The sequence below is a fragment of the Pseudomonas palmensis genome, from assembly GCF_017848315.1.
Lineage (GTDB): Bacteria > Pseudomonadota > Gammaproteobacteria > Pseudomonadales > Pseudomonadaceae > Aquipseudomonas > Aquipseudomonas palmensis.
Genome location: NZ_JAFKEC010000029.1, coordinates 19,109 through 44,521, shown reverse-complemented (window position 1 = coordinate 44,521; position 25,413 = coordinate 19,109). Strand labels below are relative to the sequence as shown.

General features: G+C 64.4%; 24 protein-coding genes and 1 pseudogene. 16 read left to right on the top strand and 9 right to left on the bottom strand.

From position 1 onward, the window contains the following. Positions 1-49 precede the first annotated feature (49 nt). The 6 genes from hemC (at position 50) to JZZ72_RS16225 (ending at position 5,605) form a co-directional block, all read left to right on the top strand. On the top strand, positions 50-991 hold the full coding sequence (hemC, locus tag JZZ72_RS16250) for a hydroxymethylbilane synthase (RefSeq protein ID WP_043863370.1): 942 nt from the start codon (positions 50-52) through the stop codon (positions 989-991). Then, complete coding sequence (locus JZZ72_RS16245) at positions 988-1,755, top strand: uroporphyrinogen-III synthase (protein WP_058541739.1); 768 nt, start codon at positions 988-990, stop codon at positions 1,753-1,755. Before hemC ends, JZZ72_RS16245 begins: the two co-directional genes overlap by 4 nt. A gap of 46 nt (positions 1,756-1,801) precedes the next feature. Next, entirely contained in the window at positions 1,802-2,935 is a 1,134-nt protein-coding gene (locus tag JZZ72_RS16240; RefSeq protein ID WP_043863372.1) for a uroporphyrinogen-III C-methyltransferase, read from the top strand. Further along, a complete protein-coding gene (locus JZZ72_RS16235) occupies positions 2,932-4,170 on the top strand; it encodes a heme biosynthesis HemY N-terminal domain-containing protein (protein WP_058541740.1) in 1,239 nt (412 codons plus the stop codon). The genes JZZ72_RS16240 and JZZ72_RS16235 overlap by 4 nt, the downstream gene beginning before the upstream one ends. A gap of 210 nt (positions 4,171-4,380) precedes the next feature. Continuing rightward, entirely contained in the window at positions 4,381-4,902 is a 522-nt protein-coding gene (locus JZZ72_RS16230; RefSeq protein WP_043863374.1) for a disulfide bond formation protein B, read from the top strand. Positions 4,903-5,134: 232 nt separating this feature from the next. Continuing rightward, complete coding sequence (locus JZZ72_RS16225; protein WP_043863375.1) at positions 5,135-5,605, top strand: Rsd/AlgQ family anti-sigma factor; 471 nt, start codon at positions 5,135-5,137, stop codon at positions 5,603-5,605. Between the two features lie 25 nt (positions 5,606-5,630). Here JZZ72_RS16225 and JZZ72_RS16220 read toward each other — a convergent pair whose 3' ends face one another. Beyond that, entirely contained in the window at positions 5,631-6,296 is a 666-nt protein-coding gene (locus JZZ72_RS16220) for an FKBP-type peptidyl-prolyl cis-trans isomerase (protein ID WP_116052410.1), read from the bottom strand. A 227-nt stretch (positions 6,297-6,523) separates the two neighbouring features. On the opposite strand from JZZ72_RS16220, the gene JZZ72_RS16215 reads away from it, so the two are divergent. After that, on the top strand, positions 6,524-7,378 hold the full coding sequence (locus JZZ72_RS16215; protein WP_210014703.1) for an AlgP family protein: 855 nt from the start codon (positions 6,524-6,526) through the stop codon (positions 7,376-7,378). Here the strand turns inward: JZZ72_RS16215 and JZZ72_RS16210 are convergent. Then, the gene (locus JZZ72_RS16210; protein WP_100634252.1) at positions 7,354-7,830 is read right to left on the bottom strand and encodes a TIGR02444 family protein; all 477 of its coding nucleotides are present in this window, start codon (positions 7,828-7,830) and stop codon (positions 7,354-7,356) included. The two genes, JZZ72_RS16215 and JZZ72_RS16210, sit on opposite strands and share 25 nt — an antisense overlap. Before the next feature lie 50 nt (positions 7,831-7,880). Here JZZ72_RS16210 and JZZ72_RS16205 point away from each other — a divergent pair, with 50 nt between their 5' ends. The 3 genes from JZZ72_RS16205 to JZZ72_RS16195 all read left to right on the top strand — a co-directional run bounded on the left by JZZ72_RS16205 (position 7,881) and on the right by JZZ72_RS16195 (position 11,096). Then, positions 7,881-9,791 (top strand): ATP-binding cassette domain-containing protein, encoded by a 1,911-nt coding sequence (locus JZZ72_RS16205; protein ID WP_210014702.1) that lies wholly within the window; start codon positions 7,881-7,883, stop codon positions 9,789-9,791. Continuing rightward, complete coding sequence (locus tag JZZ72_RS16200) at positions 9,791-10,378, top strand: mechanosensitive ion channel family protein (RefSeq protein ID WP_043863379.1); 588 nt, start codon at positions 9,791-9,793, stop codon at positions 10,376-10,378. Before JZZ72_RS16205 ends, JZZ72_RS16200 begins: the two co-directional genes overlap by 1 nt. Positions 10,379-10,463: 85 nt before the next feature. Then, positions 10,464-11,096, top strand: a complete 633-nt coding sequence (locus tag JZZ72_RS16195; protein ID WP_043863380.1) for a LysE family transporter — start codon at positions 10,464-10,466, stop codon at positions 11,094-11,096. A 123-nt stretch (positions 11,097-11,219) separates the two neighbouring features. On the opposite strand, the gene JZZ72_RS16190 is transcribed toward JZZ72_RS16195, so the two are convergent. Genes JZZ72_RS16190 through JZZ72_RS16175 form a run of 4 tightly spaced genes read right to left on the bottom strand, consistent with a single transcriptional unit; the run spans position 11,220 to position 14,361 of the window. Beyond that, positions 11,220-11,960, bottom strand: coding sequence for a hypothetical protein (locus tag JZZ72_RS16190; protein ID WP_043863381.1), 741 nt, complete (start codon positions 11,958-11,960; stop codon positions 11,220-11,222). A gap of 3 nt (positions 11,961-11,963) precedes the next feature. Beyond that, the gene (lpoB, locus tag JZZ72_RS16185) at positions 11,964-12,551 is read right to left on the bottom strand and encodes a penicillin-binding protein activator LpoB (RefSeq protein WP_043863467.1); all 588 of its coding nucleotides are present in this window, start codon (positions 12,549-12,551) and stop codon (positions 11,964-11,966) included. Positions 12,552-12,580: 29 nt separating this feature from the next. Next, a complete protein-coding gene (locus tag JZZ72_RS16180; protein WP_043863382.1) occupies positions 12,581-12,955 on the bottom strand; it encodes a YcfL family protein in 375 nt (124 codons plus the stop codon). 14 nt (positions 12,956-12,969) lie between these two features. Then, a complete protein-coding gene (locus JZZ72_RS16175; RefSeq protein WP_054915494.1) occupies positions 12,970-14,361 on the bottom strand; it encodes a COG3014 family protein in 1,392 nt (463 codons plus the stop codon). Between the two features lie 429 nt (positions 14,362-14,790). On the opposite strand from JZZ72_RS16175, the pseudogene JZZ72_RS16170 reads away from it, so the two are divergent. Next, positions 14,791-16,314, top strand: a pseudogene (locus JZZ72_RS16170) (FTR1 family protein); the annotation flags it as partial. A gap of 98 nt (positions 16,315-16,412) precedes the next feature. After that, on the top strand, positions 16,413-16,874 hold the full coding sequence (locus JZZ72_RS16165; protein ID WP_043863384.1) for a YaiI/YqxD family protein: 462 nt from the start codon (positions 16,413-16,415) through the stop codon (positions 16,872-16,874). A 4-nt stretch (positions 16,875-16,878) separates the two neighbouring features. Here JZZ72_RS16165 and elbB read toward each other — a convergent pair whose 3' ends face one another. Both elbB and JZZ72_RS16155 read right to left on the bottom strand, forming a co-directional pair. Further along, complete coding sequence (gene elbB, locus JZZ72_RS16160; RefSeq protein WP_043863385.1) at positions 16,879-17,547, bottom strand: isoprenoid biosynthesis glyoxalase ElbB; 669 nt, start codon at positions 17,545-17,547, stop codon at positions 16,879-16,881. A gap of 116 nt (positions 17,548-17,663) precedes the next feature. Beyond that, positions 17,664-18,305 (bottom strand): DedA family protein, encoded by a 642-nt coding sequence (locus JZZ72_RS16155; RefSeq protein WP_043863386.1) that lies wholly within the window; start codon positions 18,303-18,305, stop codon positions 17,664-17,666. Positions 18,306-18,512: 207 nt separating this feature from the next. Between JZZ72_RS16155 and hemB the strand changes: the two genes are divergently transcribed. After that, entirely contained in the window at positions 18,513-19,523 is a 1,011-nt protein-coding gene (hemB, locus tag JZZ72_RS16150) for a porphobilinogen synthase (protein ID WP_043863387.1), read from the top strand. A gap of 19 nt (positions 19,524-19,542) precedes the next feature. After that, complete coding sequence (gene ppk1, locus JZZ72_RS16145; RefSeq protein ID WP_043863388.1) at positions 19,543-21,777, top strand: polyphosphate kinase 1; 2,235 nt, start codon at positions 19,543-19,545, stop codon at positions 21,775-21,777. Here ppk1 and ppx read toward each other — a convergent pair. Next, positions 21,764-23,266 carry an exopolyphosphatase gene (gene ppx, locus JZZ72_RS16140; protein ID WP_043863389.1) on the bottom strand — a complete coding sequence of 501 codons (1,503 nt, stop codon included), beginning with the start codon at positions 23,264-23,266 and terminating at the stop codon, positions 21,764-21,766. The two genes, ppk1 and ppx, sit on opposite strands and share 14 nt — an antisense overlap. Before the next feature lie 240 nt (positions 23,267-23,506). On the opposite strand from ppx, the gene trxA reads away from it, so the two are divergent. Both trxA and rho read left to right on the top strand, forming a co-directional pair. Further along, positions 23,507-23,836 carry a thioredoxin TrxA gene (gene trxA, locus JZZ72_RS16135; RefSeq protein ID WP_043863390.1) on the top strand — a complete coding sequence of 110 codons (330 nt, stop codon included), beginning with the start codon at positions 23,507-23,509 and terminating at the stop codon, positions 23,834-23,836. 230 nt (positions 23,837-24,066) lie between these two features. After that, a complete protein-coding gene (gene rho / locus JZZ72_RS16130; protein WP_043863391.1) occupies positions 24,067-25,326 on the top strand; it encodes a transcription termination factor Rho in 1,260 nt (419 codons plus the stop codon). Positions 25,327-25,413: the final 87 nt, after the last annotated feature.

The window sequence follows — 25,413 nt, the reverse complement described above, 5'->3', positions numbered from 1 at the left end:
CGGATTGAGCTGTTATCATCCCGCGCATCTATCTCGTACGGATCGATCCATGTCCACTCGTGAAATCCGCATTGCCACGCGCAAAAGTGCCCTTGCCCTGTGGCAGGCCGACTATGTAAAAGCCCGCCTCGAACAGGCACACCCCGGCCTGGTGGTGACCCTGGTGCCGATGGTCAGCCGCGGCGACAAGCTGCTCGACTCGCCGCTGTCGAAGATCGGCGGCAAGGGCTTGTTCGTCAAGGAGCTGGAAACCGCGCTGCTGGAGCAGGAAGCCGACATCGCCGTGCACTCGATGAAAGACGTGCCGATGGACTTCCCCGAAGGCCTGGGCCTGTTCTGCATCTGCGAGCGCGAAGACCCGCGCGATGCCTTTGTCTCCAACACCTATGCCAGCCTCGATGCACTGCCGGCAGGCGCCATTGTCGGCACCTCCAGCCTGCGTCGCCAGGCGCAACTGCTGACCCGCCGCCCCGACCTCGAGATCCGCTTCCTGCGCGGCAACGTCAACACCCGCCTGGCCAAGCTCGATGCCGGCGAGTACGACGCGATCATCCTGGCGGCTGCCGGTTTGATCCGCCTCGGTTTCGAAGACCGCATCACCGCCAGCATCAGCGTCGACGACAGCCTGCCAGCCGGTGGCCAGGGCGCGGTAGGCATCGAGTGCCGCACCACCGACGCCGAAATCCATGCCTTGCTCGCGCCGCTGCACCACGCCGATACGGCTGACCGCGTGGTGGCCGAACGAGCCATGAACAAGCACCTCAACGGCGGCTGCCAGGTACCGATCGCCTGTTACGCCGTGCTCGAGGGCGAGCAGCTGTGGTTGCGCGGCCTGGTGGGCGAACCGGCCGGCGGCCTGTTGCTCAGCGCCGAGGCACGTGCACCGCGCGCAGACGCGGATGCACTGGGTGTACGCGTCGCCGAAGACCTGCTGAACCAGGGCGCCGAAGACATTCTCAAGGCGGTGTATGGCGAGGCCGGCCACCCGTGAACGGCTGGCGCCTGCTGCTGACCCGGCCGGCCGACGACTGCGCGGCACTGGCCGCGACCCTGGCCCAGGCCGGGGTGTTCGGCAGCAGCCTGCCGCTGCTCGAGATCGAAGCGCTGCCGGTGACCGATGCGCAGCGCAGCACCGTGCTCGGCCTGGCCGACTATGCTGCGGTCATCGTGGTCAGCAAGCCGGCAGCCCGGCTCGGCCTGGCCCTGCTCGACCAGTACTGGCCCCGCACGCCGGCCCTGCCGTGGTTCACGGTGGGGGCGGCTACCGCCGCGATCCTGCAGGCCCATGGCTGCGAAGTGCACTTCCCGCCACTGGGGGATGACAGCGAAGCCCTGCTGCAACTGACCCGGCTGCAGGAAGTTTTCGCACAGCCCCAGCCGCGCTTTCTGATCATGCGTGGCGAAGACGGTCGCGAGCTGTTGGCCGAGCGATTGACCGCGCAGGGTGCTAGTGTCGATTATCTGCCCCTGTACCGCCGCTGCCTGCCCGAGTACCCGGTCGGCACACTGATGCGACGCATCGATGCGGAACGCCTGAACGGCGTGGTGGTCAGCAGTGGGCAGGGTCTTGAACACCTGCGCCAGCTGGCTGGCAGCGACTGGTCGCGACTGGCCGCGTGGCCGCTGTTCGTGCCGAGCCCGCGTGTTGCCGAGCAGGCCCGCGCCGCTGGCGCACAGAATGTAGTGGATTGCCGTGGTGCCAGTGCCACGGCTTTGCTGGCGGCGTTGCAGGAAACCCCTGCGCCCGCCTCCTAAGGCGCTAAGCTGTCTGGCGAGGTGCCCCAATGCAAAGGATGGATACGTGAGCGAAACTGCCTTGCCCAACGATGATCTGCAGCCGGCGCCAGAAGCGCCCGCGCAAACGCCCGCCGCCCCTGCCAAGCGGGCCGGCACCGGTCTGGCACTGTTCGCCCTGCTGCTGGGTGCGGCAGGTGTCGCAATCGGTGGCTGGGGTGTCTGGCAGGTGCGCCACCTGCAGGGCGCCAACCAGCTCCAGAGCGAACAATTGCAGGCCTTGAATGCCCAGGCCCAGGCCTTGCAGCAGGGCGAGCAGCGACTGTCGTCACGCCTGGCCGACCTGCCACCGGCCGCCGAGCTCGAAGAGCGCCGGCGCCTGGTGGCGCAATTGCAGGGCGACCAGCAACGTCTGAGCCAGCGCCTGGAGACCGTGCTCGGTGCCAGCCGCAAGGACTGGCGCCTGGCCGAGGCCGAGCACCTGCTGCGCCTGGCCAGCCTGCGCCTGTCGGCATTGCAGGACATCACCAGCGCTCGAGCGCTGGTCGAAGGCGCCGACCAGATCCTGCGCGAGCAGAGCGACCCGGCCTCGTTCGCTGCCCGCGAACAGCTGGCACGCAGCCTGGCCACCCTGAACAGCGTCAAGCAACCGGACCGCACCGGGCTGTTCCTCAAGCTGGCCGCGCTGCGCGAGCAGGTAGTGCAGCTCACCGCCATGGCCCCCGAATTCGAAGAAGGCGGCGAACCGCTGTTCGGCCTGGCTGCCGACGGCGACGGTGCCAGCCGCTGGTCACAGTGGTGGGCGCAGCTGTCGCGCTACTTCCGTATCGATTTCAATGCCGACAAGAACGTCAAGCCGTTGCTGGCCGGCCAGGCCCTGAACCAGGTGCGCCTGGCCCTGAGCCTGACCCTGGAGCAGGCGCAGTGGGCCGCGCTCAACGGCGAGCCGAAGGTCTATGCCCAGGCGCTGGATGAAGCGCGCAGCGTGCTGCTGGCCAACTTCAACCACGACAACGAGCAGAGCCAGTCGATGCTCGAACAGCTCAACGCGGTGGCGAACGAGCCGGTGTCGGTAGTGACGCCGGACCTGGCCGACAGCCTCGGTGCGGTCCAGGCCTACCTCGAGCGTCGCCACCTGCCCGCCGAAGAATCGATCACGCGCCAGCCGGCGGCACAAGGTCATGAGGAGGGCACCCCATGAAACGTGCCTACCTGTGGGTGGTGGTGGCGATCGTCGCCGCGACCCTGCTGGGTATCGCCGTGGCCCGGCATAGCGGATACGTGCTGATCGCCTACGACAGCTTCCGCTACGAGTCGAGCCTGTGGGCGACCCTGGCCCTGCTGCTGGCCGTGGTGCTCGTGGTGCTGATGGTGCGCTTCGTGCTGGGCCTGGTGTTCACCTCGGGCGGGGTGGTCAACCCATGGTCGCGGCGCAACCGCAGCCGGCGTACACGCCTGGCCATCGAGCAGGGGCAACTGGACCTGGCCGAGGGCCGCTGGGCCAGTGCCCAGCGCCATCTGCATCGCGCTGCCGAGGCCGAACGCCAGCCGCTGCTCTATTACCTCGGGGCGGCCCGCGCTGCCAACGAACTGGGGCGCACCGAGGACAGCGACAACCTGCTGGAACGTGCCCTGGAACGCCAGCCGCAAGCCGAGCTGGCCATCGCCCTGACCCACGCGCAGTTGCAGGTCGACCGCGGTGACACCGAGGCGGCATTGGTGACCCTGCAGGCGATGCACGAGCGCCACCCGCACAACGTGCAGGTGCTGCGCCAGTTGCAGCGTCTGTACCAGCAGCGTGGCGACTGGAGCGCGGTGATCCGCCTGCTGCCGGAGCTGCGCAAGGACAAGGTGTTGTCTGCTGCGGAACTGGCCGAGCTGGAGCGGCGGGCCTGGGGCGAAAACCTGAGCCTGGCCGCACGCCGCGAGCAGGACGACCAGACCGCACAGCAGTCCCTTGAGCGTGCCTGGCAGCAACTGACCTCGGCACAACGCCAGGAGCCGCAACTGGTGCTGGCGTATGCCGAGCAACTGCGCCAGCTGGGCGCCGAAAGCGACGCCGAGAAGGTCCTGCGTACGGCCCTGCAGCGCGAATACGAAAGCCACCTGGCCCGGCTGTACGGGCTGGTGCGAGGCGGCGACCCGGCGCGTCAGTTGCAGACGGCCGAGGGCTGGCTCAAGCAGCACCCGGACGATCCCAGCCTGTTGCTGACCCTGGGTCGTCTGAGCCTGCAGAATCGTCTGTGGGGCAAGGCGCGCGACTACTTCGAAGACAGCCTGCGCCGGCAGCGCAACCCTGAGGCCTGCGCCGAGCTGGCCCGTCTGCTGGCCGGCCTGGGCGACACCGAGCGCAGCAACCAGCTGTTTCAGGAGGGCCTGGGCCTGTTGGATGAGCGCCTGCTGGCCTTGCCTCTGCCTGAAGCCGTCCGGGCCTGACGTCGTACGGGTTTAGCCCCAGGTTAAACCCGTACTGTTTGGCTGGTTGCGGGGGTGGGTAACTTTTCGCTGAGTTACAGAGGAAATATCCACCTCAACTCTTCGACACTTCCCTTATGTTTCAGCGATTTATCGCGCCTGTCGTGCCTTGAAACAAGGCTCGATTTTCCTCTACCGTTGTTACATGTCTTTCCCGCACCTGGACTTGCCATGCCATTGGCCTGTTTGCGCTCATTGTTCTCCCTGGCTTTCGTCGCGTCGTTACTGATTCTCGCCGGTGCGTTTTACCTCGAATTCACCAAAGGGCTGGTGCCTTGCCCGCTGTGCCAGAGCCAGCGTGTATTGCTGGTTGTGTTTGCCGGTGTCTGCCTGGCCGCGCGCCTGCATGCACCGGGTCAGCCGGGTGCGCGTCGCTATGCGGCTGCGGCGTTGGGCCTGGCGCTGGGGGGCGGCTTGCTGGCGGTGCGCCAGATCTGGTTGCAGGGCAGCGGGGTGGCGGCGGGTGAGGCCTGCTCGATGCCCCTCGGTGCGCTCATCGAGCAAGGCAGCCTTGCCGACGTGCTGCACGCCATGCTGCTCGGTTCGGCCGATTGCGCTTCGATCACCTGGAGCTTTCTGGACCTGAGCCTGCCGGAGTGGAGCCTCCTGGCCTTCCTGCTGCTGGCGGCGCTGGCGTTGGCGCGGCTGCTGTACGTGCAGCCAGCGGCCACGGGCAAGTCATTGAAACCCTGACGCTTGCCGGCGGGGGCTGGGCAATCGACCGATGGCCGCGGGTGCGGCGATTAAACACTTGTATGAAACTTGTCGCCTGCGTACCTTGAAGGCAAGGGCGCGCGGGAATAATCTCCCTTGCACGCATACCCAAAACACTGCTGCTCGATGCCGTTCTGCTGCTTTCTCCCTTTGTTGTGCATACCTCGCACGACGGGGCGCAGCGGCATGACCCAGAAGGGAAGACACCGCCATGTTAGATAGTTGTCAGAATGCTCAGGAACGCTGGGGTGGGGTTCACAAGCTGATTGACCGCTGGCTGGACGAGCGGGCCGAACTGGTCACGGCCTTTCGCGCATTGCGCGATGCCAAACCGGCTTTTGCGGACAAGGACAAGAACCTCGGCTTCTGCGCGATACTGGTCGATTACGTCTCCGCCTGGCACTTCGAGGTCAGTGAGCAGTTGGTGGCTGAAGCCAAGGCGTTCGGAGATGACAAGGGCCTGGAACTGGCGAAGCAGATCAGCCCTCGTATCAGTGCCATTACCGATATCGCGTCGGCTTTCAACGATCACTGCGACAAGGGCAACTGTACCGACCAGGAGCGCTTCGCCAAGAAGCTCAGCGAGCTGGGCAGCCTGCTCCACGAGCGCTTCGAGCTTGAGGATTGCCTGATCGAAGTGCTGCACAACGCGCACAAGGAAGAAGAGGCCGTCCAGGCCTGATCCCTGTCTCCTCCGTTGCCGACATTCAGTCGGCAACCCCCAGTAGTTCGATCTCGAAGATCAGTGGCGTGAACGGCGGAATCAGATCGCCTGCGCCATCGGCTCCGTAGGACTTGGCCGACGGAATCACCACACGCCATTTCGCCCCGACAGCCATCTGTGGCAACGCCACCTGCCAGCCCTCGATCACACTCTTGAGGCTGAACCACTGCGGTTGTTCGCTCTGGTCGAACACGCTGCCATCGGGCAGCTTGCCGACGTAGCGTACCTGCACCCGGCCATCGGCCCTGGGTGAGGCACCATTGCCCTTGACCAGTTCGGTCACCAGTACGCCTTCGGGTAGTTCTCGTACTCCGGCACGGGCGCGTTCGGTGGCCAAGTAACGGGTTTCCACCGCCATCAGCATTTCCACCTGCGACTGCTCGGCGGCCTCGCTGGCCTGGGCCTCGTGCTGGCTGAGAATCGCTTCGCGCCGTGCCTGGCTGATTGCCAGGGGCTTGTTCGCGTAGGCCTGTTGCAACCCCTGGATCAAGGCATCGAGCTGCAGCTCGGGCATCTCGTTGCGCAACCGTTCACCCAGGCTGGCGCCGACGCTATAGGACAGGTCGTGAGCACTTGCCGGTGGCTCGGTGGTGTCTGCGAATGCGCAGGGCAGGGCGAGCAGCAAGGGCAGTAACAGGTAGCGTGGCACAGGCTCACTCCAGGTGGTTTGAGTGCATGGTGAGGGCCGGATGAATCTTTGCATAGAGCAAATTCCGACAGCCTTTTTAACAGCATCTACACTTGTGCGCAGCTGCAGCCATAACAACTTTGCCCAGGCATGCAACGCGGCGTCCTACTTACTGTCAACATGCCCTAGCGGCGGTAGCAGCAGAAGGTCTAGTATGAGCCGCATTCTCGTCAGCCAGGAGGTAAGCCATGTCGGCCAGTAAGAAGCCAGTCAGTACGCCATTACACCTGCTACATCAACTCTCGGGCAGTTTGCTCGAGCATCTGGAAAGTGCCTGCTCGCAAGCACTGGCTGATGCTGAAAAACTGTTGGCCAAGTTGGAAAAACAACGGGGCAAGGCGCAGGAAAAACTTCACAAGTCGCGTCTCAAACTTCAGGACGCTGCGGTCGCCGGCAAGAACAAGGCGCAGAACAAGGCCAAGGGCGCCGTAGGCGAACTGGAAACCCTGCTCGATTCGCTCAAGGATCGCCAGTCGCAAACCCGCCTGTACATCGTGCAGCTCAAGCGTGATGCGCAGGAAAGCCTGAAGCTCGCCCAAGGCGTCGGCAAGGTGCAGGAAGCAGCGTCCAAGGCCCTGACCTCGCGTTCGGCCAAGGCTGCTCCGGTAGCGGCCAAGTCGGCCACCAAGGCCCCGGCCCGCAAGGCTGCAGCCAAGCCAGCCGCTACCAAAGCCGCCGCCAAGCCAGCGGCCAAAACTGCCGCGGCCAAGCCAGCCGCTGCCAAGCCAGCTGCCAAACCTGCAGCTGCCAAGGCTCCGGCAAGGTCTGCTGCCAAACCCGCAGCCGCCAAGGCCCCCGCCAAGCCAGCTGCCAAACCTGCCGCTGCCAAGGCTCCGGCCAAGCCAGCTGCCAAGCCTGCTGCTGCCAAGGCCCCCGCCAAGCCCGCCGCTACCCGCGCACCCGCCAAGCCGGCCGCCAAACCCGCTGCTGCCAAACCGGCGACTTCGGCACCTGCTGCGGCCACCACAGCCGCACCTGCTGCTTCGCCTGCCGCTGCACCCGTGACGACCCCAGTGACTCAGTCGCCCTCGACTGCTTCCTGATCCGCCACCGCCACGACGCGCAGCACCTGCAGCGCGTCGTGGTGCCGGGTGCCCTGGGGGGCCAGCACGGCCAGCCAGTCACCTGCCACACCCTGATTCATCCAGCCTTCGCTAGCCTGTTGCAGGCGCGCCAGCAATGTTCGCTCCGCCTCCAGTTCCAGTGCCTTGACCTGCCCGCGCAAGTGCGCCAGCTGCGGGTCGTGCTGCGCGTCTGCACGCCATTGGCGGCGCAGTTGACGCAGCGGTGTCACCACATGCTGCTGCCAGGCAGCGGCCAGCTGTTGCAGGTGCTGTACGCGCTCGGGGGTCACCCCGGCCCTGCGGGCTTCAAGCCACGCCCCGCACAGCAGAAGGCACACATCGGCCCCTTCGTCCTGCAAGGCCAGGCAGGCAGCCTCCACGCCCGGCCGGGCGTACAGGTGCAGAGCGAAATTCCACAGGTCGGTGTGCATGGTCCTACTCGCGCCAGTTGCCATCGAAGCTGGTAGACTCCGCGGCCATTATGATCAGACTTTCGAACCTCACTTTACAGCGTGGTCCCCAGCGCCTGCTAGAAGGCGCCGAGTTGACCCTGCACGCCGGCCAGAAAGCCGGCCTGATCGGTGCCAACGGCGCCGGCAAATCCAGCCTGTTCGCCTTGCTGCGCGGTGAGCTCACGCCCGATTCGGGCGAATGCCAGCTGCCCGGCGACTGGCGCATCGCGCACATGCGCCAGGAGGTCGATACCCTTGATCGCCTGGCGGTGGACTACGTGCTCGATGGCGACGTGCGCCTGCGCGAGGTACAGGCTGCGCTCGCAGCCGCCGAGGCCGCGCACGACAACAATGCCCTGGCCCGACTGCATGTGGAGCTCGACAGCGCCGACGGTTATACCGCCGATGCCCGCGCCCGCAAGCTGCTGGCCGGCCTGGGCTTCAGCAACGAACAGATGGACCGGCGCGTCGGCGACTTCTCCGGCGGCTGGCGCATGCGCCTGAACCTGGCCCAGGCACTGATGTGCCCCAGCGACCTGCTGCTGCTCGACGAGCCCACCAACCACCTGGACCTGGATGCGATCCTGTGGCTTGAAGACTGGCTCAAGAGCTACCCCGGCACGCTGCTGCTGATTTCCCACGACCGCGATTTCCTGGATGCGGTGGTCGACCACGTGGCACACGTGGAACAGTGCAAGCTGACCCTCTACCGCGGCGGCTACAGCGCCTTCGAGCGCGCCCGTGCCGAACGCCTGGCGCAACAGCAGCAGGCGTACGAGAAGCAGCAGGCGCAACGCGCCCACATGGAAAAGTACATCGCCCGGTTCAAGGCCCAGGCCACCAAGGCGCGCCAGGCACAAAGCCGCATCAAGGCACTGGAGCGCATGGAGGAGCTTTCGGCGGCGCATGTCGACTCGCCGTTCGACTTCACCTTCCGCGAGTCCGAGAAGATCTCCAGCCCGCTGCTCGACCTTGCCGAAGCCCGCTTGGGCTATGGCGAAAAGACCGTGCTGGAGAAGGTCAAGCTGCAGCTCACCCCGGGTGCGCGCATCGGCCTGCTGGGCCCCAACGGCGCCGGCAAGTCGACCCTGATCAAGAACCTGGCCGGCGAGCTGGAGCCGCTGGCCGGACGCCTGGTGCGCGGCGAGAACCTGGTGGTGGGCTACTTTGCCCAGCACCAGCTCGATTCGCTGGACAGCAAGGCCAGCCCCCTGCTGCACCTGCAGCGCCTGGCCCCCACCGAGCGCGAGCAGACCCTGCGCGACTTCCTCGGCGGTTTCGACTTTCGCGGTGCGCGCATCGACGAGCCGGTGCTGAACTTCTCCGGCGGCGAAAAGGCCCGCCTGGCCCTGGCGCTGATTGCCTGGGAGCGGCCCAACCTGCTGCTGCTCGACGAACCGACCAACCACCTGGACCTGGAGATGCGCCTGGCACTGACCATGGCCCTGCAGGAGTTCAGTGGCGCGGTACTGGTGGTGTCCCACGACCGTCACCTGCTCAAGAGCACCACCGACGACTTCCTGCTGGTGGCAGACGGCAAGGTCGAGACCTTCGATGGCGACCTCGACGACTACACCCGCTGGCTGGTCGAGTATCGTCAGCGCAATGCCCCGGTCAGCACCACACCGGTCAACCCCGACAAGACCGACAAGAAGGCCCAGCGCCAGGCTGCGGCGGCGTTGCGCCAGCAACTGGCCCCGCACAAGCGCCAGGCCGACAAGCTCGAAGCCGAGCTGGCCAAGTTGCATGAAGAGCTGGCCGGGGTCGATGCCAGCCTGAGCGACAGCGCGCTGTATGAAGCGGCGCGCAAGGACGAGCTGCGCGAGCTGCTGGCCCGCCAGGCCAAGCTGAAGGTGCGCGAAGGCGAGCTGGAAGAAGCCTGGATGCATGCGCTCGAAGTGCTTGAAAGCATGCAGGCCGAGCTGGAGGCGTTGTCCTGATGGAGTCGATGCAGGGATTGCTGCCGGTCGAGTGGATCGGTCCCTTCTGGATGGGCCTGCAGATACTGCTGATCCTGGTCGCGGCGTACCTGCTGCAACGCCTGGTGGCGCGCTGCCTGACTCGCCTGAGCGAGCGTTACCCGTTGCCGCCGGAGCTGATGGTGCCGCTGCGCGGCGGCTTGCGCTGGCTGATCATGGGCAGCGCGCTGATCTTCGTGCTGGAGCGCCTGGGTGTTTCGGCCACGGTGCTGTGGACGGCCCTGTCGGGCTTTGTCGCGGTGGCGGCGGTGGCCTTCTTCGCGATGTGGAGCGTGCTGTCCAACCTGCTCTGCGCGGTGCTGATCTTCACCGTGGGGCCGTTTCGCATCGGCGACGTGGTCGAGCTGGTCGAGACCCTCGACAAGCCGGGGGTCAAGGGCCGCGTGACCGCGATCAACCTGCTGTTCACCACCCTGGTCGAACTGCCCGAGGCGGGCGGCGCACTGGTGCAGGTGCCCAACAGCCAGTTCTTCCAGAAGAGCGTGCGCCGCTGGCGCGGTTCGGACGGCCTGGCCGTGGTAAGCGAAAGCCCGAAACCCGGGGCCTGAACACCGGCTGCAAAAAAATGTGGTGATTTTTTCAGCGGCGCATTAGCGTGGAACCCTTGAACAAGGGTCCGGGCCGAGGTGTGTGATGTCGCTGGAAACGTGGTTGGCTTTTTTTGCTGCCTGTTGGGTAATCAGTCTTTCGCCGGGGGCTGGGGCCATTGCGTCCATGTCCTGCGGTCTGCAGTACGGCTTCTGGCGCGGCTACTGGAACGCGCTGGGCCTGCAGCTGGGGCTGGTGATGCAGATCGCGATCATTGCCGCCGGCGTGGGCGCGGTACTCGCTGCCTCGGCTACCGCGTTCCAGGTCATCAAATGGTTTGGCGTTGCCTACCTGATCTACCTGGCCGTGAAACAGTGGCGAGCGCTGCCGGCAGACCTGGCCGACGACTCGACGGTACGCCCCATCGGCAAGCCGCTGAGCCTGGTGTTCCGTGGTTTTCTGGTCAACGTCAGCAACCCCAAGGCGCTGATCTTCATGCTTGCGGTGCTGCCTCAGTTCATCAATCCGCATGCCGAGCTGCTGCCGCAGTACCTGACGATCGCCGGCACCATGGTGGCGGTGGACCTGCTGGTGATGGCGGGTTATACCGGGTTGGCGGCGCGGGTGCTGCGCCTGTTGCGCACACCCCGGCAGCAGCGGCGCATGAACCGCACGTTTGCCGGGTTGTTCCTGGGTGCGGCGACATTGCTGGCGACCATTCGCCGGGCGCCGGTCTAAGACCGGAAGGCTGCGCCGTCCATCGCGGGTCACCACTGTTCTTGTGGGAGCCGGCGTTGCCGGCGAAGAGGCCAGCACAGACACCCAATAAAAAAGGCGACCCGAAGGTCGCCTTTTGCATGCTCAGCGCAAGATCTGCGCCGGCTCATCCGGCGGCAGGTTGTTGCGCATCGGCGCACGTTCCTGATCCGGCATCACACCCACCAGCTGCTCCTTGAGCTGTCTGGCCACATCCATGCCCAGTTCCTTGGACACTTCACGCACCACCCGCGGACGGTTCAGGCTGACCCGCACGTCCTGGCTGTTCACCAGCTTGGTGTCTTGGCCTTCACCCATGGCGGTGAACGCCGAGGTGATCTCGTAGGTACGGGTGTTGATCAGGCTGAAATCGGCCACCAGGGTCAGGCCCAGGATCGCCGAGTAGCTGTTGGTGTTGTCGATCGAGGTGATATCGCGCTGGAAGTCGATATCCGACAGGGTGCCGAACAGTACGTAGTCGGCGCCCTTGTAGTTGCCCGCCTTGATCCGCGCGATCACGTCATACACGTCCTGCTTGGCCTTGGCCGTGTACGGCGTGCCCTGCACCAGCTGGAACATGCCGGACTTGAGGATCTCGCCCTTGATGTCACCGCTGAACTTGCGCAGCTCGGTCTGCTCGATGTAGCTCTGGCTGCTTTCGAACTCGCTGTAGCTGGACGACGCGTTGGCGTGGTACATGCTCGCATTCGAGTTGCTGCTCGCCGAGACCATGTGGATGTACTGCTCCACGCGCTCCTGATAAGCCAGGTCGGTGACCGCTACCTTGGGGGCCGCTTGCACGCCGAACGCGCAAGCCAGGCCGATGATGCCCATCCATGCACGCATTGCTTAGCGCTCCGTGGTCTTGCGGATTTCTTTTTCGTCCATCCACTCGGCCAGGCCGCTTTCCACGTCGATCAGCTGCAGGCTGAACTTGTAGAACACGTCCTTGTAGTCGCTGCTGCGCTTGACGATCGAGCTGATCGACCCTTCCAGGCGGTATTTGGCAGCGATCATGTTGCCGGTCTTGGCCACGGTGTTCTTCTTGTACAGGCCGCTCTGGTTCTGCAGCTTGAGCTGGTCGACCTGGCTCTGCATCTGGTTGTTGTCGCTGGCGAAGCGGGCGGTGCCGGTCTTCATCAGCTGGGTCTTGATCGAGGTGGTGATCTCGCGGGTATCGATGTACTCGCTGGTCTTGTTCTTCACGTCGTAGACCTGAACCACCGGACGGCCCTGCAGGATGCCGGACTGGGCCAGCGAGCGGGTCATGCTTTCGGCGATCATCTGCAGGTCGGTGGAACCGAACTCGTTGGTGACCAGTTCAACGGCCTTGCTGTCGCCGTAGCCAATGTTCTTGCCGCCCAGTACAGGGGAGTTGTTGGCGCAGCCGCTGGCCAGCGCGACCACTACGGCCAGCAGGGAAAAACGAGCGAACATCATGTTGAGCATCTCCTGAAAATTGAAAATTACTGGGCCTGGACTTCAATGCGGAAGTCAGTGGCCTGGGGGACCGGGGCAATCGCTGGCAGTACGGTGGACTGCGAGCCGTACAGGCTCAGGGTCTTCCAGCTTTCTTCGCTGGCGACCGGGAAGCCGTCGTTGCCCAGCCAGGCAAAGCGATAGAACATCGTCTTGTTGCTGCGGCTGGTGTTGGTCAGCGAGACCTTGACGGTCATGAAGCCGTTTTCGCGGGCAACCCGCATCGGGCCGATATCGATGTTGCTCAGTTTGCCCATCACGACCACCTTGCTGGCGGCGCTGCCCGGTGCGGGCGGTGGTGGGGTGGCGCAGCCGGCCAGCAGGGTGGCGGTGGCGAGCGCGGCGAGAAGCTTGAGGCGCATGGCGATTCCTTGGCTTACTTGAGGCTGGCGACGGCGGCGGCCGGCGCAGGCTGGGTGACTTGCAGGGCCGGGCCACCGGCGTAGACGCGGTTGCCCACGACGCGCAGGGCCACGACCTGATAGGGGCGATCGATCTTCACGGCGATCTTGCTGCCGCCCAGATTCGACGGCAGGCTCAGCTGGTGCTCGCCCTGGGCCAGGCGCACGCGGGCAACCAGGGTGTCGTCCGGCAGGGTGCGCCAGGTGCGGGTGTCGGCGCCTTCGGTGACGGCCGAGGCGATGCCCACGGCCAGACCAGCCAGCGGGTTGACGTCGTTGAGCTGCTTTTGCGCCACGCCACGGGTGATGGCGCGCACGCTGGTGCGCAGGATGATGCCTGGCATGTCGTCACGCAGCGCGCGGCGCGACATGGCGGTTGTGCTGTTGAGCGCGGTCAGCGAGAGGGTCTTGTCGTTCAGGTAGATCTCGCTGAAGTGCGCGGTGGAGGTGTCTTCCTTGATGATCGGGAACGACAGCGGGGTGATCACCAGATTGCCGCTGATTGGCAGGGGCAGGGGGATGCGCACCGAGTCGCGGGCCGGCGCCAGGCCGCTCTGCACCACGATCAGCACGTCGCTGTCGGCGCCCTTGGCGGCAGGCTTGTCGAGGTCGAGCAGCGCACGCTCGAGCAGCGCGGTGTTCGGGCGCAGTTCGGCCGCCTTGCGGTAGCCCGGTGCAGCCAGGCCTTTTTCGCCCAGTGCTTCGTATACGTAGCCGGACAGGTAGTGGCTGAACGCACTCTGGTAGCTGTTCTTCAGGCCGACCACTTCAGGCGCGTCCAGGGCGGCCACCGGGTAGCCCTGCAGGTCCTTGTACTCGGTCTTGACGCCTTCCTTCTCGGCCTCTTCTTCGCGCTTGAGGTATTCCTTGTCGCGCAGCTCGGCGATCACGGCCTCACGTTCGTGGGTTTTCTTGATTTCGGTGCGGGCACCGTCGAAATCATTCTGCGCCAGCAGGTTCAGGGCCATCTGGGTGGTCAGCATGACTTTTTCGTAGTCGTAGCCTTCGTAGCGGCGCACCTTGTCGTTGACCAGGTAGCTGCCGAACTGGCTCAGGTACTTGGCGGTGTCCAGCTTCACCGACTCTTCCCACTTGAACACCACGCTATCGGCTTCGCGCCAGGCATCCTGGCTGCCGCTCAGGTCGCCCTTGGAGCGCAGCAGTTCGCCTTTCTCGAAGTAGTAGAGAAGGTCCTTGTCCTCACCCTTGTTGTTCTTTTCCAGCAGGGCCAGGGCCGCGTCGACGTTGCCGCTGGCCAGCTGCTGGTTGGTTTCCTGGAGTTCGCTGTCGTAGCTGCGAAACGCTGCGCAGCCCGTCAGTTGGACGATCGCGCACAGCGTGGCGACGGTGAGGACACGGGAGGCCATCTTGAATCTCTTCCCTGAAAAAGTGACGTTAGGCGCCGGCGAGTGGCGGTGATCCCTTTGGACGCTAGTTCCAAATCCTCTTAGCAGAGGAGCCTGTATTTCCATTCGCTATAACGAAAGGCGCGGCATTATAGACGCAATGACTGGCTAATTAATGGCCTTGTGCTTCATTTTTTCTTGGATGTGCCAGTAGTCACATTTCCCGTGTGGTGTAGGAATAAGTCGATTCCCGGGGTAGGAGATAAACTTGTTTCAAAATTTTTCATGAAACTTCCGGGTGGTGCTTGAGCCGGCGCAAGTGGAAGTGAACAATGCAATCCTCCTCATTCCTGTTCGAGATTGGCTCCCATGATGCCCCGCCCCCGTGTGTTCGCCTGGCTGCTAGGGCCGCTGCTGGCCCTGGGCAGTGCCTTGAGCAGTGCCGCGCCGCAAGCGCCGCTGATTACCCCGGACCCGGCCCGCGGTGCACCGCTGTACGCCCAACACTGTTCGGTGTGCCACGGTGACGGCGGCGCCGGCGATGGGCCGGCGGGGTTGGGGCTGGAACCACCGCCGGGCGATCTGCGCCAGGCGGCGCGGCTCGACACCCTGAGCCTGGCCGAGCTGTACCGGGTGATGGAGCAGGGCATCGAGGGCAGCGACATGCCGGCGTTCGCCGACCAGCTCGACGAGCGCCAGCGCTGGGATGTGGCCAGCTACATTGCCGGCTTCAGCGCCGAGCCTGGTGCTGTGCAGGCCGACCGGCGCTTCAGCCTGGCCGAGCTGGCGCAGCTCACCCCGGCGCAGGTGCGTGACACCCAGGGTGGCGAGGCGGCGGCCGCCTTTCGCGCCCAGCGCGCCAAGCCGCCAGCTGCGCAACGCGGCCCTGGCCAACTGATCGACTACACCGCCACCACCCTCGAACAGAGCCTGGCCGCCTATCGTGCCGGCGACCACGAGCAGGCCTACGACCTGTCGGTGGCGGCGTACCTGGAGGGCTTCGAGCTGGTGGAAAGCGCTTTGGACAACGTCGATGCCAACCTGCGCAAGAACACCGAAAAGGCCCTGATGGCCTACCGCCAGGGGTTGCAGGACGGCTTGCCGGTGGAGCAGGTGACGCAACGCCTGGCGGCGGCCAAGGCCAAGCTCGAAGCATCGGCCAAGCTGCTGGGTGGCGATGGCCTGAGCTGGTCGCTGAGCTTCATCTCCGGCCTGCTGATTCTGCTGCGCGAGGGGCTGGAGGCAATCCTGGTGCTGGCGGCGATTCTGGCCTTCCTGCGCAATACCGGGCAGCAGTCGGCAGTGCGCAGCGTCAACGTGGGGTGGGCGCTGGCCCTGGTGGCGGGCTTTGCCACCTGGGCACTGGCTGCCTACGTGATCGACGTGGGGGGCGCACAGCGTGAACTGCTGGAGGGCTGCACCGCCCTGTTCGCCTGCGTGATGGTGCTGTGGCTGGGGGTGTGGATGCACGACCGGCGCCATGCGGCGGCCTGGCAGGACTACATCAAAAGCAGCCTGGTGGGGGGCGGCGGCCGCTTCGGCTTTGCCGTGCTGGCGTTCTTTTCGGTTTACCGCGAACTGTTCGAGGTGATCCTTTTCTACGAAACCCTGTGGCTGCAGGCCGGGCCTGCGGCGCACGATGCGGTGCTGGCCGGCGGGGCGACGGCGCTGGTGCTGCTGGTGGGGCTGGCGTGGGTGATTCTGCGCGGGTCGGCGAAGCTGCCGCTGTCGCTGTTCTTCAGCATCAACGCGGCGCTGCTGTGCGCGTTGTCGGTGGTGTTCGCCGGGCATGGGGTGAAGGCGTTGCAGGAGGCGGGGGTGTTCGGTACGCGGCCAGTGCCGTTCTTCGACTTCGACTGGCTGGGGATTCATGCCGATGCGTATTCGCTGGCCGCGCAGGCATTGGCGCTTGTGGCCATTGCGGTGTTGTACGGGCGCAGCTGGCTGGCAGGGCGGCGGGTTTCGGTGCACTGATCGAGGGCCCCTGCGCTGGCTTGTCGGCGAATGCTGCAACGCCGCGCCAATGCAGGGATACTGTGCGCCTTGTTCTCTTTGCGGTGGATAACCCAACCATGCGTGTCTGGATCGACGCCGATGCCTGCCCCAAGGCGGCCAAGGACCAACTGGTCAAATTTGCCCTCAAGCGCCAGTTCGAGGTGGTGCTGGTCGCCGGTCAGGGCCAGATCAAGCCGGCCTTTGCCTGCGTCAGGCTCATCGTGGTGCCCAGTGGGCCGGATGCTGCCGACGACTACCTGGTGGAACACGCCGTGCCCGGCGAGTTGGTGATCTGCAGCGATGTGCCGCTGGCCGATCGGCTGGTCAAGAAGGGGGTGGCCGCGCTCGATCCGCGTGGCCGCGAATTCGACGAGCGCAACATGGGCGAGCGGCTGGCGGTGCGCAACCTGTTCACCGACCTGCGCGAGCAGGGCCAGGTCGGTGGTGGGCAGGCGCCCTACGGCGAGCGTGAGAAACAGGCCTTCGCCAATGCGCTGGACCGCATTCTCACGCGGTTGGCACGCGCCTACCCGCAGTGATGCCTCAGTCGGCCTCGTGGGTCAGTTCCAGCACCCGGTCGACCAGCTTGTAGATCCCGCCCGCCGCCTCGCCGATGCTCTGCGCCAGCATGTAGGCGGGGGTGCTGACCAGCTTGCGCTGAGTGTCTTCGACGATGTCGTGCACATCGCATTCTTCATGGGTGCCGCCCATCTTGACCACGGCCGCGCTGGTGTCGGCATCGTTGCCGATGGTGCAGACCACGCCTGGCCCGTAGATCTTGGCCGCCAGGGCCGGCGAAATGCAGATCAGGCCCACCGGCTTGCCCGCTTCGGCGAAGGCTTCGGCCAGTGCGAGCACATCGGGGTTGACCGAGCATTTGTCGCCTTCCACGGCGAAGTTGGAGAGGTTTTTCGCAGCGCCGAAGCCACCGGGCACGATCAGTGCGTCGAAGTCGTCCGCATTCGCTTCACGCAGGTCCTTGACCTCGCCGCGCGCAATGCGCGCCGACTCCACCAGCACGTTGCGCGTTTCGGGCATCTCTTCGCCGGTAAGGTGGTTGATCACATGCATCTGCGCGATGTTTGGCGCAAAGCACTGCACCTGGGCGCCACGCTGGTCAAGGCGCAGCAGGGTGATGACGCTCTCGTGAATTTCGGCACCGTCGTACACACCGCAACCGGAAAGGATCACCGCAACTTTTTTCTTGGTCATGCTCACTACTCCCGTTCAAGGCGCTAAATGTCCCCTGATTTGGCCATTCTCGCCAGGCTCTCTACATAGATCGCAATGCAGGGGGAGTGTTCAGTCGTGAGAGCGAGCAGCCAGGCCTATGGCCGGTCGCCACCTTCGCCAGTGTGCTGCTCCCGGGCCTGGGCCCGCGCCTGTTCGGCCTGGGCCTCGGCGGCTTCCTGGCGGGCAATGCGGGCGGCCTTGAAGCGCCGGCGCAGCCACAGCAGGGCGCCCAGTACCACCAGGGCACCGAGTACCCACAGCTCGTACTTCTTCACGTTGCCCAGCAGCCCTTCGAGGATGGCGCCGAAGTGGTAGGCGGCCGCGCCCAGGGCCAGTGCCCATACCGCGGCACCGATGCCGTTGAGCAGCAGGTAGCGGCGCGGCGGGTAGCCGGACAGGCCGATGGCCACGGGCATCACCGTGCGCAGGCCGTAGACGAAACGGAAACTCAGCACCCAGATGTCGGGGTGGCGGCGGATGTGCTCCAGCGCACGGTCCCCCATCATCTGCCAGCGCGGCTTGCGCGCCAGCAGCTTGCGCCCGTGACGACGCCCCATGAAGTACCACAGCTGGTCGCCGGCATAGCTGCCGAAGAAGGCAACCAGCACCACCATGTTGATATCCATGTAGCCACGGAACGCAAGAAATCCGGCGAGAACCAGTATGGTCTCACCTTCAAAAAAGGTGCCTAGAAAAAGGGCAAAATAGCCGAAATCCTGCAGGAATTGTTCAAGCATTTTCTGGGTGCTGGCGAAATGAACGCGCAGCCTACCCCCTGGGAGGCTTTAGGGAAAGTGTCCAAATGTGTCTCGACGTGAACATTTCCTACAAGGAGAATGAATGCGTCCATAAGTCGCAGGGTTGCCTCAGGTCGTCATACGGGCGTCATAATGGCTGCTTATAACTGTCGCGCTCGCCCGCCTGCGCGGGCTCAGGAGTCTGCCGTGAGCTTTACCCCCGCTAACCGTTTGTTTCCTGCCACTCGCCTGCGTCGCAACCGCCGTGACGACTTTTCCCGTCGCCTGGTGCGCGAAACCACACTGACTGTTGACGACCTGATCCTGCCGGTGTTCGTGCTGGACGGCGAAAACCGTCGCGAGGAAGTCGCCTCGATGCCCGGCGTGGAGCGCCTGAGCATCGACCTGCTGCTGCAGGCCGCCGAGGAGTGGGTGAAGCTGGGTATTCCGGCGCTGGCCCTGTTCCCGGTGACCCCGCTGGACAGGAAGTCGCTGGATGGCGCCGAAGCCTACAACCCGGACGGTATTGCCCAGCGCGCCACCCGCGCCCTGCGCGACCGCTTCCCGGAGCTGGGGGTGATCACCGACGTGGCACTGGACCCGTTCACCACCCACGGCCAGGACGGTATCCTCGACGAGGAAGGCTACGTCCAGAACGACATCACCGTCGACGCTCTGGTGCGCCAGGCGCTGTCGCATGCCGAGGCCGGCGCCCAGGTGGTGGCCCCGTCGGACATGATGGACGGGCGGATCCAGGCGATCCGTGAAGCCCTGGAGCTGGCCGGTCATGTCAACGTGCGCATCATGGCCTACTCGGCCAAGTATGCCAGCGCCTACTACGGCCCGTTCCGCGACGCGGTCGGCTCGGCGCTGAACCTGGGCAAGGCCAACAAGGCCTCGTACCAGATGGACCCGGCCAACACCAACGAGGCCCTGCATGAAGTGGCCGCCGACCTGTCCGAAGGCGCCGACATGGTAATGGTCAAGCCAGGCATGCCGTATCTGGATATCCTTGCGCGGGTCAAGGACGAGTTCAAGGTGCCGACCTTCGTCTACCAGGTCAGTGGCGAGTACGCGATGCACATGGCCGCGATCCAGAACGGCTGGCTCTCCGAAGGGGTTATCCTCGAATCCCTCACCGCTTTCAAACGGGCGGGCGCCGACGGCATCCTGACCTATTTCGCTGTTCGCGCCGCACAATTGATGAGAGGGCAGTAACGCCCTTCAGGAACGCTAGATGAATAACGAAGCACTTACCGAAGTCGAAGTGAAGGATGCCCAGCCGGTGCCCGAGCAACTGGTCGAAACCCCGCCGGACCTCGAGCCCGCGCCGGTGGTCGAAGCCGAGGCGCCCGTGGTGGCTCCGGCCCCGGCGGTGCCGGCGATTGCCGTGCCGGGCCTGGACGACAGCAGCCTGTACATCCATCGCGAATTGTCCCAGCTGCAGTTCAACATCCGCGTGCTGGAGCAGGCGCTGGACGAGTCCTACCCGCTGCTGGAGCGACTGAAGTTCCTGCTGATCTTTTCCAGCAACCTGGATGAGTTCTTCGAAATTCGTGTGGCGGGCCTGAAGAAGCAGATCACCTTCGCTCGCGAGCAGGCCGGCGCCGACGGCCTGCAGCCGCACCAGGCGCTGGCGCGCATCAGCGAGCTGGTGCACAGCGAAGTGGACCGCCAGTACGCGATCCTCAACGACGTGCTGCTGCCGGAGCTGGAAAAGCACCAGATTCGCTTCATCCGCCGGCGACACTGGACCACCAAGCTCAAGACCTGGGTGCGCCGCTACTTCCGCGACGAGATCGCGCCGATCATTACCCCGATCGGCCTGGACCCGACCCACCCGTTCCCGCTGCTGGTGAACAAGAGCCTGAACTTCATCGTCGAGCTCGAAGGCATCGATGCGTTCGGTCGTGATTCGGGCCTGGCGATCATTCCGGCGCCGCGTCTGCTGCCGCGGGTGATCAAGGTGCCGGAAGACGTCGGTGGCCCCGGCGACAACTACGTGTTCCTGTCGTCGATGATCCATGCGCACGCCGACGACCTGTTCCAGGGCATGAAGGTCAAGGGCTGCTACCAGTTCCGTCTGACCCGCAACGCCGACCTGGCGCTGGACTCCGAGGACGTCGAAGACCTGGCCCGCGCCCTGCGTGGCGAGCTGTTCTCGCGTCGCTATGGCGATGCGGTGCGCCTGGAAGTGGCCGATACCTGTCCCAAGCACCTGTCCGACTACCTGCTCAAGCAGTTCAGCCTGAGCGAGCACGAGGTGTACCAGGTCAATGGCCCGGTCAACCTCACGCGCCTGTTCAGCATCACCAGCCTGGACAGCCACCCGGAGCTGCAGTACACGCCGTTCACTCCGGCGATTCCCAAGCTGTTGCAGAACAGCGAGAACATTTTCAGTGTCATCAGCAAGCAGGACATCCTGCTGATGCACCCCTTCGAGTCGTTCACCCCGGTGGTCGACCTGCTGCGTCAGGCGGCGAAAGACCCGCACGTGCTGGCCGTGCGCCAGACCCTGTACCGCAGCGGCGCCAACTCCGAGATCGTCGACGCGCTGGTGGATGCGGCGCGTAACGGCAAGGAGGTCACCGCGGTGATCGAATTGCGCGCGCGTTTCGACGAAGAGTCCAACCTGCAGATGGCCAGCCGCCTGCAAGCGGCGGGTGCGGTGGTGATCTATGGCGTGGTCGGGTTCAAGACCCACGCCAAGATGATGCTGATTCTGCGGCGCGAGGCCGGCGAGATCGTGCGTTATGCGCACCTGGGTACCGGCAACTACCACGCCGGCAACGCCCGCCTGTACACCGACTACAGCCTGCTGACCTCCGACGACGCCTTGTGCGAGGACGTCGGCAAGCTGTTCAGCCAGCTGATCGGCATGGGCAAGACCCTGCGCATGAAGAAGCTGCTGCACGCGCCGTTCACCCTCAAGAAGGGCATGCTCGACATGATCGCGCGCGAGACCCAGTTCGCCCTGGAAGGCAAGCCGGCGCACATCATCGCCAAGTTCAACTCGCTGACCGACCCCAAGATCATCAAGGCGTTGTACAAGGCCAGCCAGTCGGGCGTGCGCATCGACCTGGTGGTGCGTGGCATGTGCTGCCTGCGTCCGGGCATTCCGGGCGTTTCGCACAACATCCACGTGCGCTCGATCATCGGGCGTTTCCTGGAACACACCCGGGCGTTCTACTTCCTCAATGGCGGGGAAGAGCAGATGTTCCTTTCCAGTGCCGACTGGATGGAGCGCAACCTCGACAAGCGTGTCGAGACCTGCTTCCCGGTGGAGGGCAAGAAGCTGATCCTGCGGGTGAAGAAGGAGCTGGAGGGGTACCTGACCGACAACACCCACGCGTGGCTGCTGCAGTCGGACGGCCGCTATGTGCGCAGCACGCCGACCGGCAACCAGAACCCGCGCAGTGCCCAGGCCACTCTGCTCGAGCGCCTGAGCAACCCGGTGCTTATCGTACGCTGAGGGTAAAGCCGACCCGGGCCAGCCATTCGGCTTCCAGGCCGAAATCGGCCTGGGTCAGCTGGTTCTGTTCCAGCCAGCCGGCCGGGAACTCCACATCCAGGCTCTGGCCGGCGGCATGCAGCTTGACCGTCGGCATCTGCTGGGTGCCGCGGATGTGGTGGAACAGGATCGCGAAGCGCAGCAGCACGCACAGACGAATCAGCTTCACGCCGTCGTCGCCGAATTCGGCGAACTTGTCCTTGGGGATGTTGCGCCGGTGCCCGCGCACCAGCAGTGCCAGCATCTGCTGGTCTTCACGGGAGAAGCCGGCCAGGTCGGAGTGCTCGATCAGGTAGGCGCCGTGCTTGTGGTAATGATAGTGGGCGATGTCCAGCCCCACTTCGTGCACCTTGGCCGCCCAGCCCAGCAGTTCGCGCCAGATCCCGTCTTCAAGATCCCACGCCTTGGCCACCTGGTCGAAGGCATGCAGCGCCTTGCGCTCGACCCGTGCCGCCTGCCCCTGGTCGACGTGGTAGCGCTCCATCAGCGAGGTCAGGGTGCGTTCGCGCACGTCTTCGTGGTGGTGGCGGCCCAGCAGGTCGTACAGCACGCCTTCGCGCAGGGCACCTTCGCAGTGGTCCATGCGTTGCAGTTCCAGCGCGTCGAAGATCGCCTCCAGGATCGCCAGGCCCGCCGGGAAGATGGTGCGCCGGTCGGGCTTGACCCCTTCGAAATCGATCTTGTCGGTATCGCCCAGCTTGAACAGTTTGCGCTTGAGCCAGGCCAGACCTTCGGCGTTGACCTCGCCGTTGCCCATGCCGCCGGCCTTCAGGGCCAGGCCGATGGCGCGGATGGTGCCCGAGGAGCCGATGGCTTCATCCCAGGTCAGGCGGTGCAGGGCATTCTCGATGCTCATCAGCTCCAGGCGCGCGGCGGTGTAGGCCTGGGCATAGCGCGCCGGGGTGATCTTGCCGTCGCGAAAGTAACGCTGGGTGAAGCTAACGCAGCCCATCTGCAGGCTTTCGCGCAGCAGGGGCTCGAAGCGCTGGCCGATGATGAATTCGGTACTGCCGCCGCCGATGTCGGCCACCAGGCGCTTGCCGGGGGTGTCGGCCAGGGTGTGGGAGACGCCCAGGTAGATCAGGCGTGCTTCTTCACGGCCGGAAATCACCTCCACCGGGTGTCCGAGAATGGCTTCGGCGCGGCGGATGAATTCGCCGCGGTTGCGCGCTTCGCGCAAGGCGTTGGTGCCGACGATGCGCACCGCGCCGTCAGGCATGCCGTTGATCAGCTGGGCGAAGCGCTTGAGACAGTCGAGCCCGCGTTGCATGGACTCTTCGCTGAGCTGGCGCTCTTCGTCGATGCCGGCGGCCAGCTGAACCTTTTCCCCCAACCGCTCCAGGATGCGAATGTCGTTGTGGTGGGCCTTGGCCACGACCATGTGAAAACTGTTGGAGCCCAGGTCGATGGCGGCTATCAGGGACAGATTCTTGGCTGGGTTTTGCGGCATGGTGATGGGTTCTCGGTCGATAACCCGGCAATCGTGCCACGATCCGCCGCCGACGCCAACGCGCAGTGTGGCAAGGCTTGACCTGACGCAGTTGCGAGTCTTTTTTATGACTTTTGTGTGACAGTCGATATGCAACGTCTCGCACAACTATAGTTACAGTCAATCGCGCGTGGCTTCCTGTCTACGGCGATGGCGGCTATGATGGGCCACGTTTTTTTGCTTACGACCTTGGAGACTTCCATGAGCAGCGATCTTATCAAACACGTCACCGACGCCACCTTCGAAGCCGACGTGCTCAAGGCTGAAGGTCCGGTGCTGGTCGACTACTGGGCTGAATGGTGCGGCCCATGCAAAATGATCGCTCCGGTTCTGGACGACATCGCCGCTACCTACGAGGGCAAACTGACCGTCGCCAAGCTGAACATCGACGAAAACCAGGAAACCCCAGCCAAGCACGGCGTGCGTGGCATCCCGACGCTGATGCTGTTCAAGAACGGCAATGTCGAGGCGACCAAGGTCGGCGCATTGTCCAAGTCTCAGCTGCAGGCGTTCCTCGACGCCAATATCTGAGTCGAAAAAAGCCCCGCATTCGTCGGGGCTTTTCTCTGTCTGGTGACTAGACGCCAGAAAATGCAAGTGATACATTCGGCCTCGCACTGTTTCTTTCAGTGCCCCCTGCACGCCGTCGCCGACGCACCTCAATTCGAATTAGTACGCGATCCTGTCGCCTTCTCTGCGGCGCGGCTTCATTAAGCCAGAAGCTTAATTCCCCCTTCTTACATGATTACGTCATTCCCCTTATGAATCTGACTGAACTCAAGCAAAAGCCGATTACCGATCTGCTCGAATTGGCCGAACAGATGGGCATAGAAAATATGGCCCGTTCGCGCAAGCAGGACGTGATTTTCTCCCTGTTGAAAAAGCACGCGAAAAGCGGCGAGGAAATCTCCGGTGACGGCGTGCTGGAGATTCTCCAGGACGGTTTCGGCTTCCTGCGTTCGGCTGACGCTTCGTACCTGGCCGGCCCGGACGACATCTATGTCTCGCCCAGCCAGATTCGTCGCTTCAACCTGCGTACCGGTGACACCATCGTCGGCAAGATCCGCCCGCCCAAAGAAGGCGAGCGCTACTTCGCGCTGCTCAAGGTCGACACCATCAACTACGACCGTCCGGAAAACGCGAAGAACAAGATCCTCTTCGAAAACCTGACGCCGTTGTTCCCGAACAAGCGCCTGAAGATGGAAGCCGGCAACGGTTCCACCGAAGACCTCACCGGTCGCGTCATCGACCTGTGCGCGCCGATCGGCAAGGGCCAGCGCGGCCTGATCGTCGCCCCGCCGAAAGCGGGCAAGACCATCATGCTGCAGAACATCGCGGCCAACATCACCCGCAACAACCCCGAGTGCCACCTGATCGTGCTGCTGATCGACGAGCGCCCGGAAGAAGTGACCGAGATGCAGCGCACCGTGCGCGGCGAAGTGGTCGCCTCCACCTTCGACGAGCCGCCAACCCGTCACGTGCAAGTGGCCGAGATGGTCATCGAGAAGGCCAAGCGCCTGGTCGAGCACAAGAAGGACGTGGTCATCCTGCTCGACTCGATCACTCGTCTGGCCCGTGCCTACAACACCGTGATCCCGAGCTCCGGCAAGGTGCTGACCGGTGGTGTCGACGCCCACGCCCTGGAGAAGCCGAAGCGTTTCTTCGGTGCTGCACGTAACATCGAGGAAGGCGGTTCGCTGACCATCATCGCCACCGCGCTGGTCGAGACCGGCTCGAAGATGGACGAAGTGATCTACGAAGAGTTCAAGGGTACCGGCAACATGGAACTGCCCCTGGACCGTCGCATTGCCGAGAAGCGCGTGTTCCCGGCCATCAACATCAACCGTTCGGGTACCCGTCGCGAAGAGCTGCTGACCGCCGACGACGAGCTGCAGCGCATGTGGATCCTGCGCAAGCTGCTGCACCCGATGGACGAGATCGCCGCCATCGAGTTCCTGGTCGACAAGCTCAAGCAGACCAAGACCAACGACGAGTTCTTCCTGTCGATGAAGCGCAAGTAACACGGGCGGTACGCAAGAGCCGGGGAAACCCGGCTTTTTGCTATCTGTACATTGTCTATTCTGGCGGGCGGGGTTCGGCGCTACACT

Coding starts and splice junctions, on each gene's coding strand:
- hemC (WP_043863370.1), top strand. CDS start 50: ATGTCCACTCGTGAAATCCGCATTGCCACGCGCAAAAGTGCCCTTGCC.
- JZZ72_RS16235 (WP_058541740.1), top strand. CDS start 2,932: ATGAAACGTGCCTACCTGTGGGTGGTGGTGGCGATCGTCGCCGCGACC.
- JZZ72_RS16230 (WP_043863374.1), top strand. CDS start 4,381: ATGCCATTGGCCTGTTTGCGCTCATTGTTCTCCCTGGCTTTCGTCGCG.
- JZZ72_RS16225 (WP_043863375.1), top strand. CDS start 5,135: ATGTTAGATAGTTGTCAGAATGCTCAGGAACGCTGGGGTGGGGTTCAC.
- JZZ72_RS16215 (WP_210014703.1), top strand. CDS start 6,524: ATGTCGGCCAGTAAGAAGCCAGTCAGTACGCCATTACACCTGCTACAT.
- JZZ72_RS16210 (WP_100634252.1), bottom strand. CDS start 7,830: ATGCACACCGACCTGTGGAATTTCGCTCTGCACCTGTACGCCCGGCCG.
- JZZ72_RS16205 (WP_210014702.1), top strand. CDS start 7,881: ATGATCAGACTTTCGAACCTCACTTTACAGCGTGGTCCCCAGCGCCTG.
- JZZ72_RS16200 (WP_043863379.1), top strand. CDS start 9,791: ATGGAGTCGATGCAGGGATTGCTGCCGGTCGAGTGGATCGGTCCCTTC.
- JZZ72_RS16195 (WP_043863380.1), top strand. CDS start 10,464: ATGTCGCTGGAAACGTGGTTGGCTTTTTTTGCTGCCTGTTGGGTAATC.
- JZZ72_RS16190 (WP_043863381.1), bottom strand. CDS start 11,960: ATGCGTGCATGGATGGGCATCATCGGCCTGGCTTGCGCGTTCGGCGTG.
- lpoB (WP_043863467.1), bottom strand. CDS start 12,551: ATGTTCGCTCGTTTTTCCCTGCTGGCCGTAGTGGTCGCGCTGGCCAGC.
- JZZ72_RS16180 (WP_043863382.1), bottom strand. CDS start 12,955: ATGCGCCTCAAGCTTCTCGCCGCGCTCGCCACCGCCACCCTGCTGGCC.
- JZZ72_RS16175 (WP_054915494.1), bottom strand. CDS start 14,361: ATGGCCTCCCGTGTCCTCACCGTCGCCACGCTGTGCGCGATCGTCCAA.
- JZZ72_RS16165 (WP_043863384.1), top strand. CDS start 16,413: ATGCGTGTCTGGATCGACGCCGATGCCTGCCCCAAGGCGGCCAAGGAC.
- elbB (WP_043863385.1), bottom strand. CDS start 17,547: ATGACCAAGAAAAAAGTTGCGGTGATCCTTTCCGGTTGCGGTGTGTAC.
- JZZ72_RS16155 (WP_043863386.1), bottom strand. CDS start 18,305: ATGCTTGAACAATTCCTGCAGGATTTCGGCTATTTTGCCCTTTTTCTA.
- ppk1 (WP_043863388.1), top strand. CDS start 19,543: ATGAATAACGAAGCACTTACCGAAGTCGAAGTGAAGGATGCCCAGCCG.
- ppx (WP_043863389.1), bottom strand. CDS start 23,266: ATGCCGCAAAACCCAGCCAAGAATCTGTCCCTGATAGCCGCCATCGAC.
- trxA (WP_043863390.1), top strand. CDS start 23,507: ATGAGCAGCGATCTTATCAAACACGTCACCGACGCCACCTTCGAAGCC.
- rho (WP_043863391.1), top strand. CDS start 24,067: ATGAATCTGACTGAACTCAAGCAAAAGCCGATTACCGATCTGCTCGAA.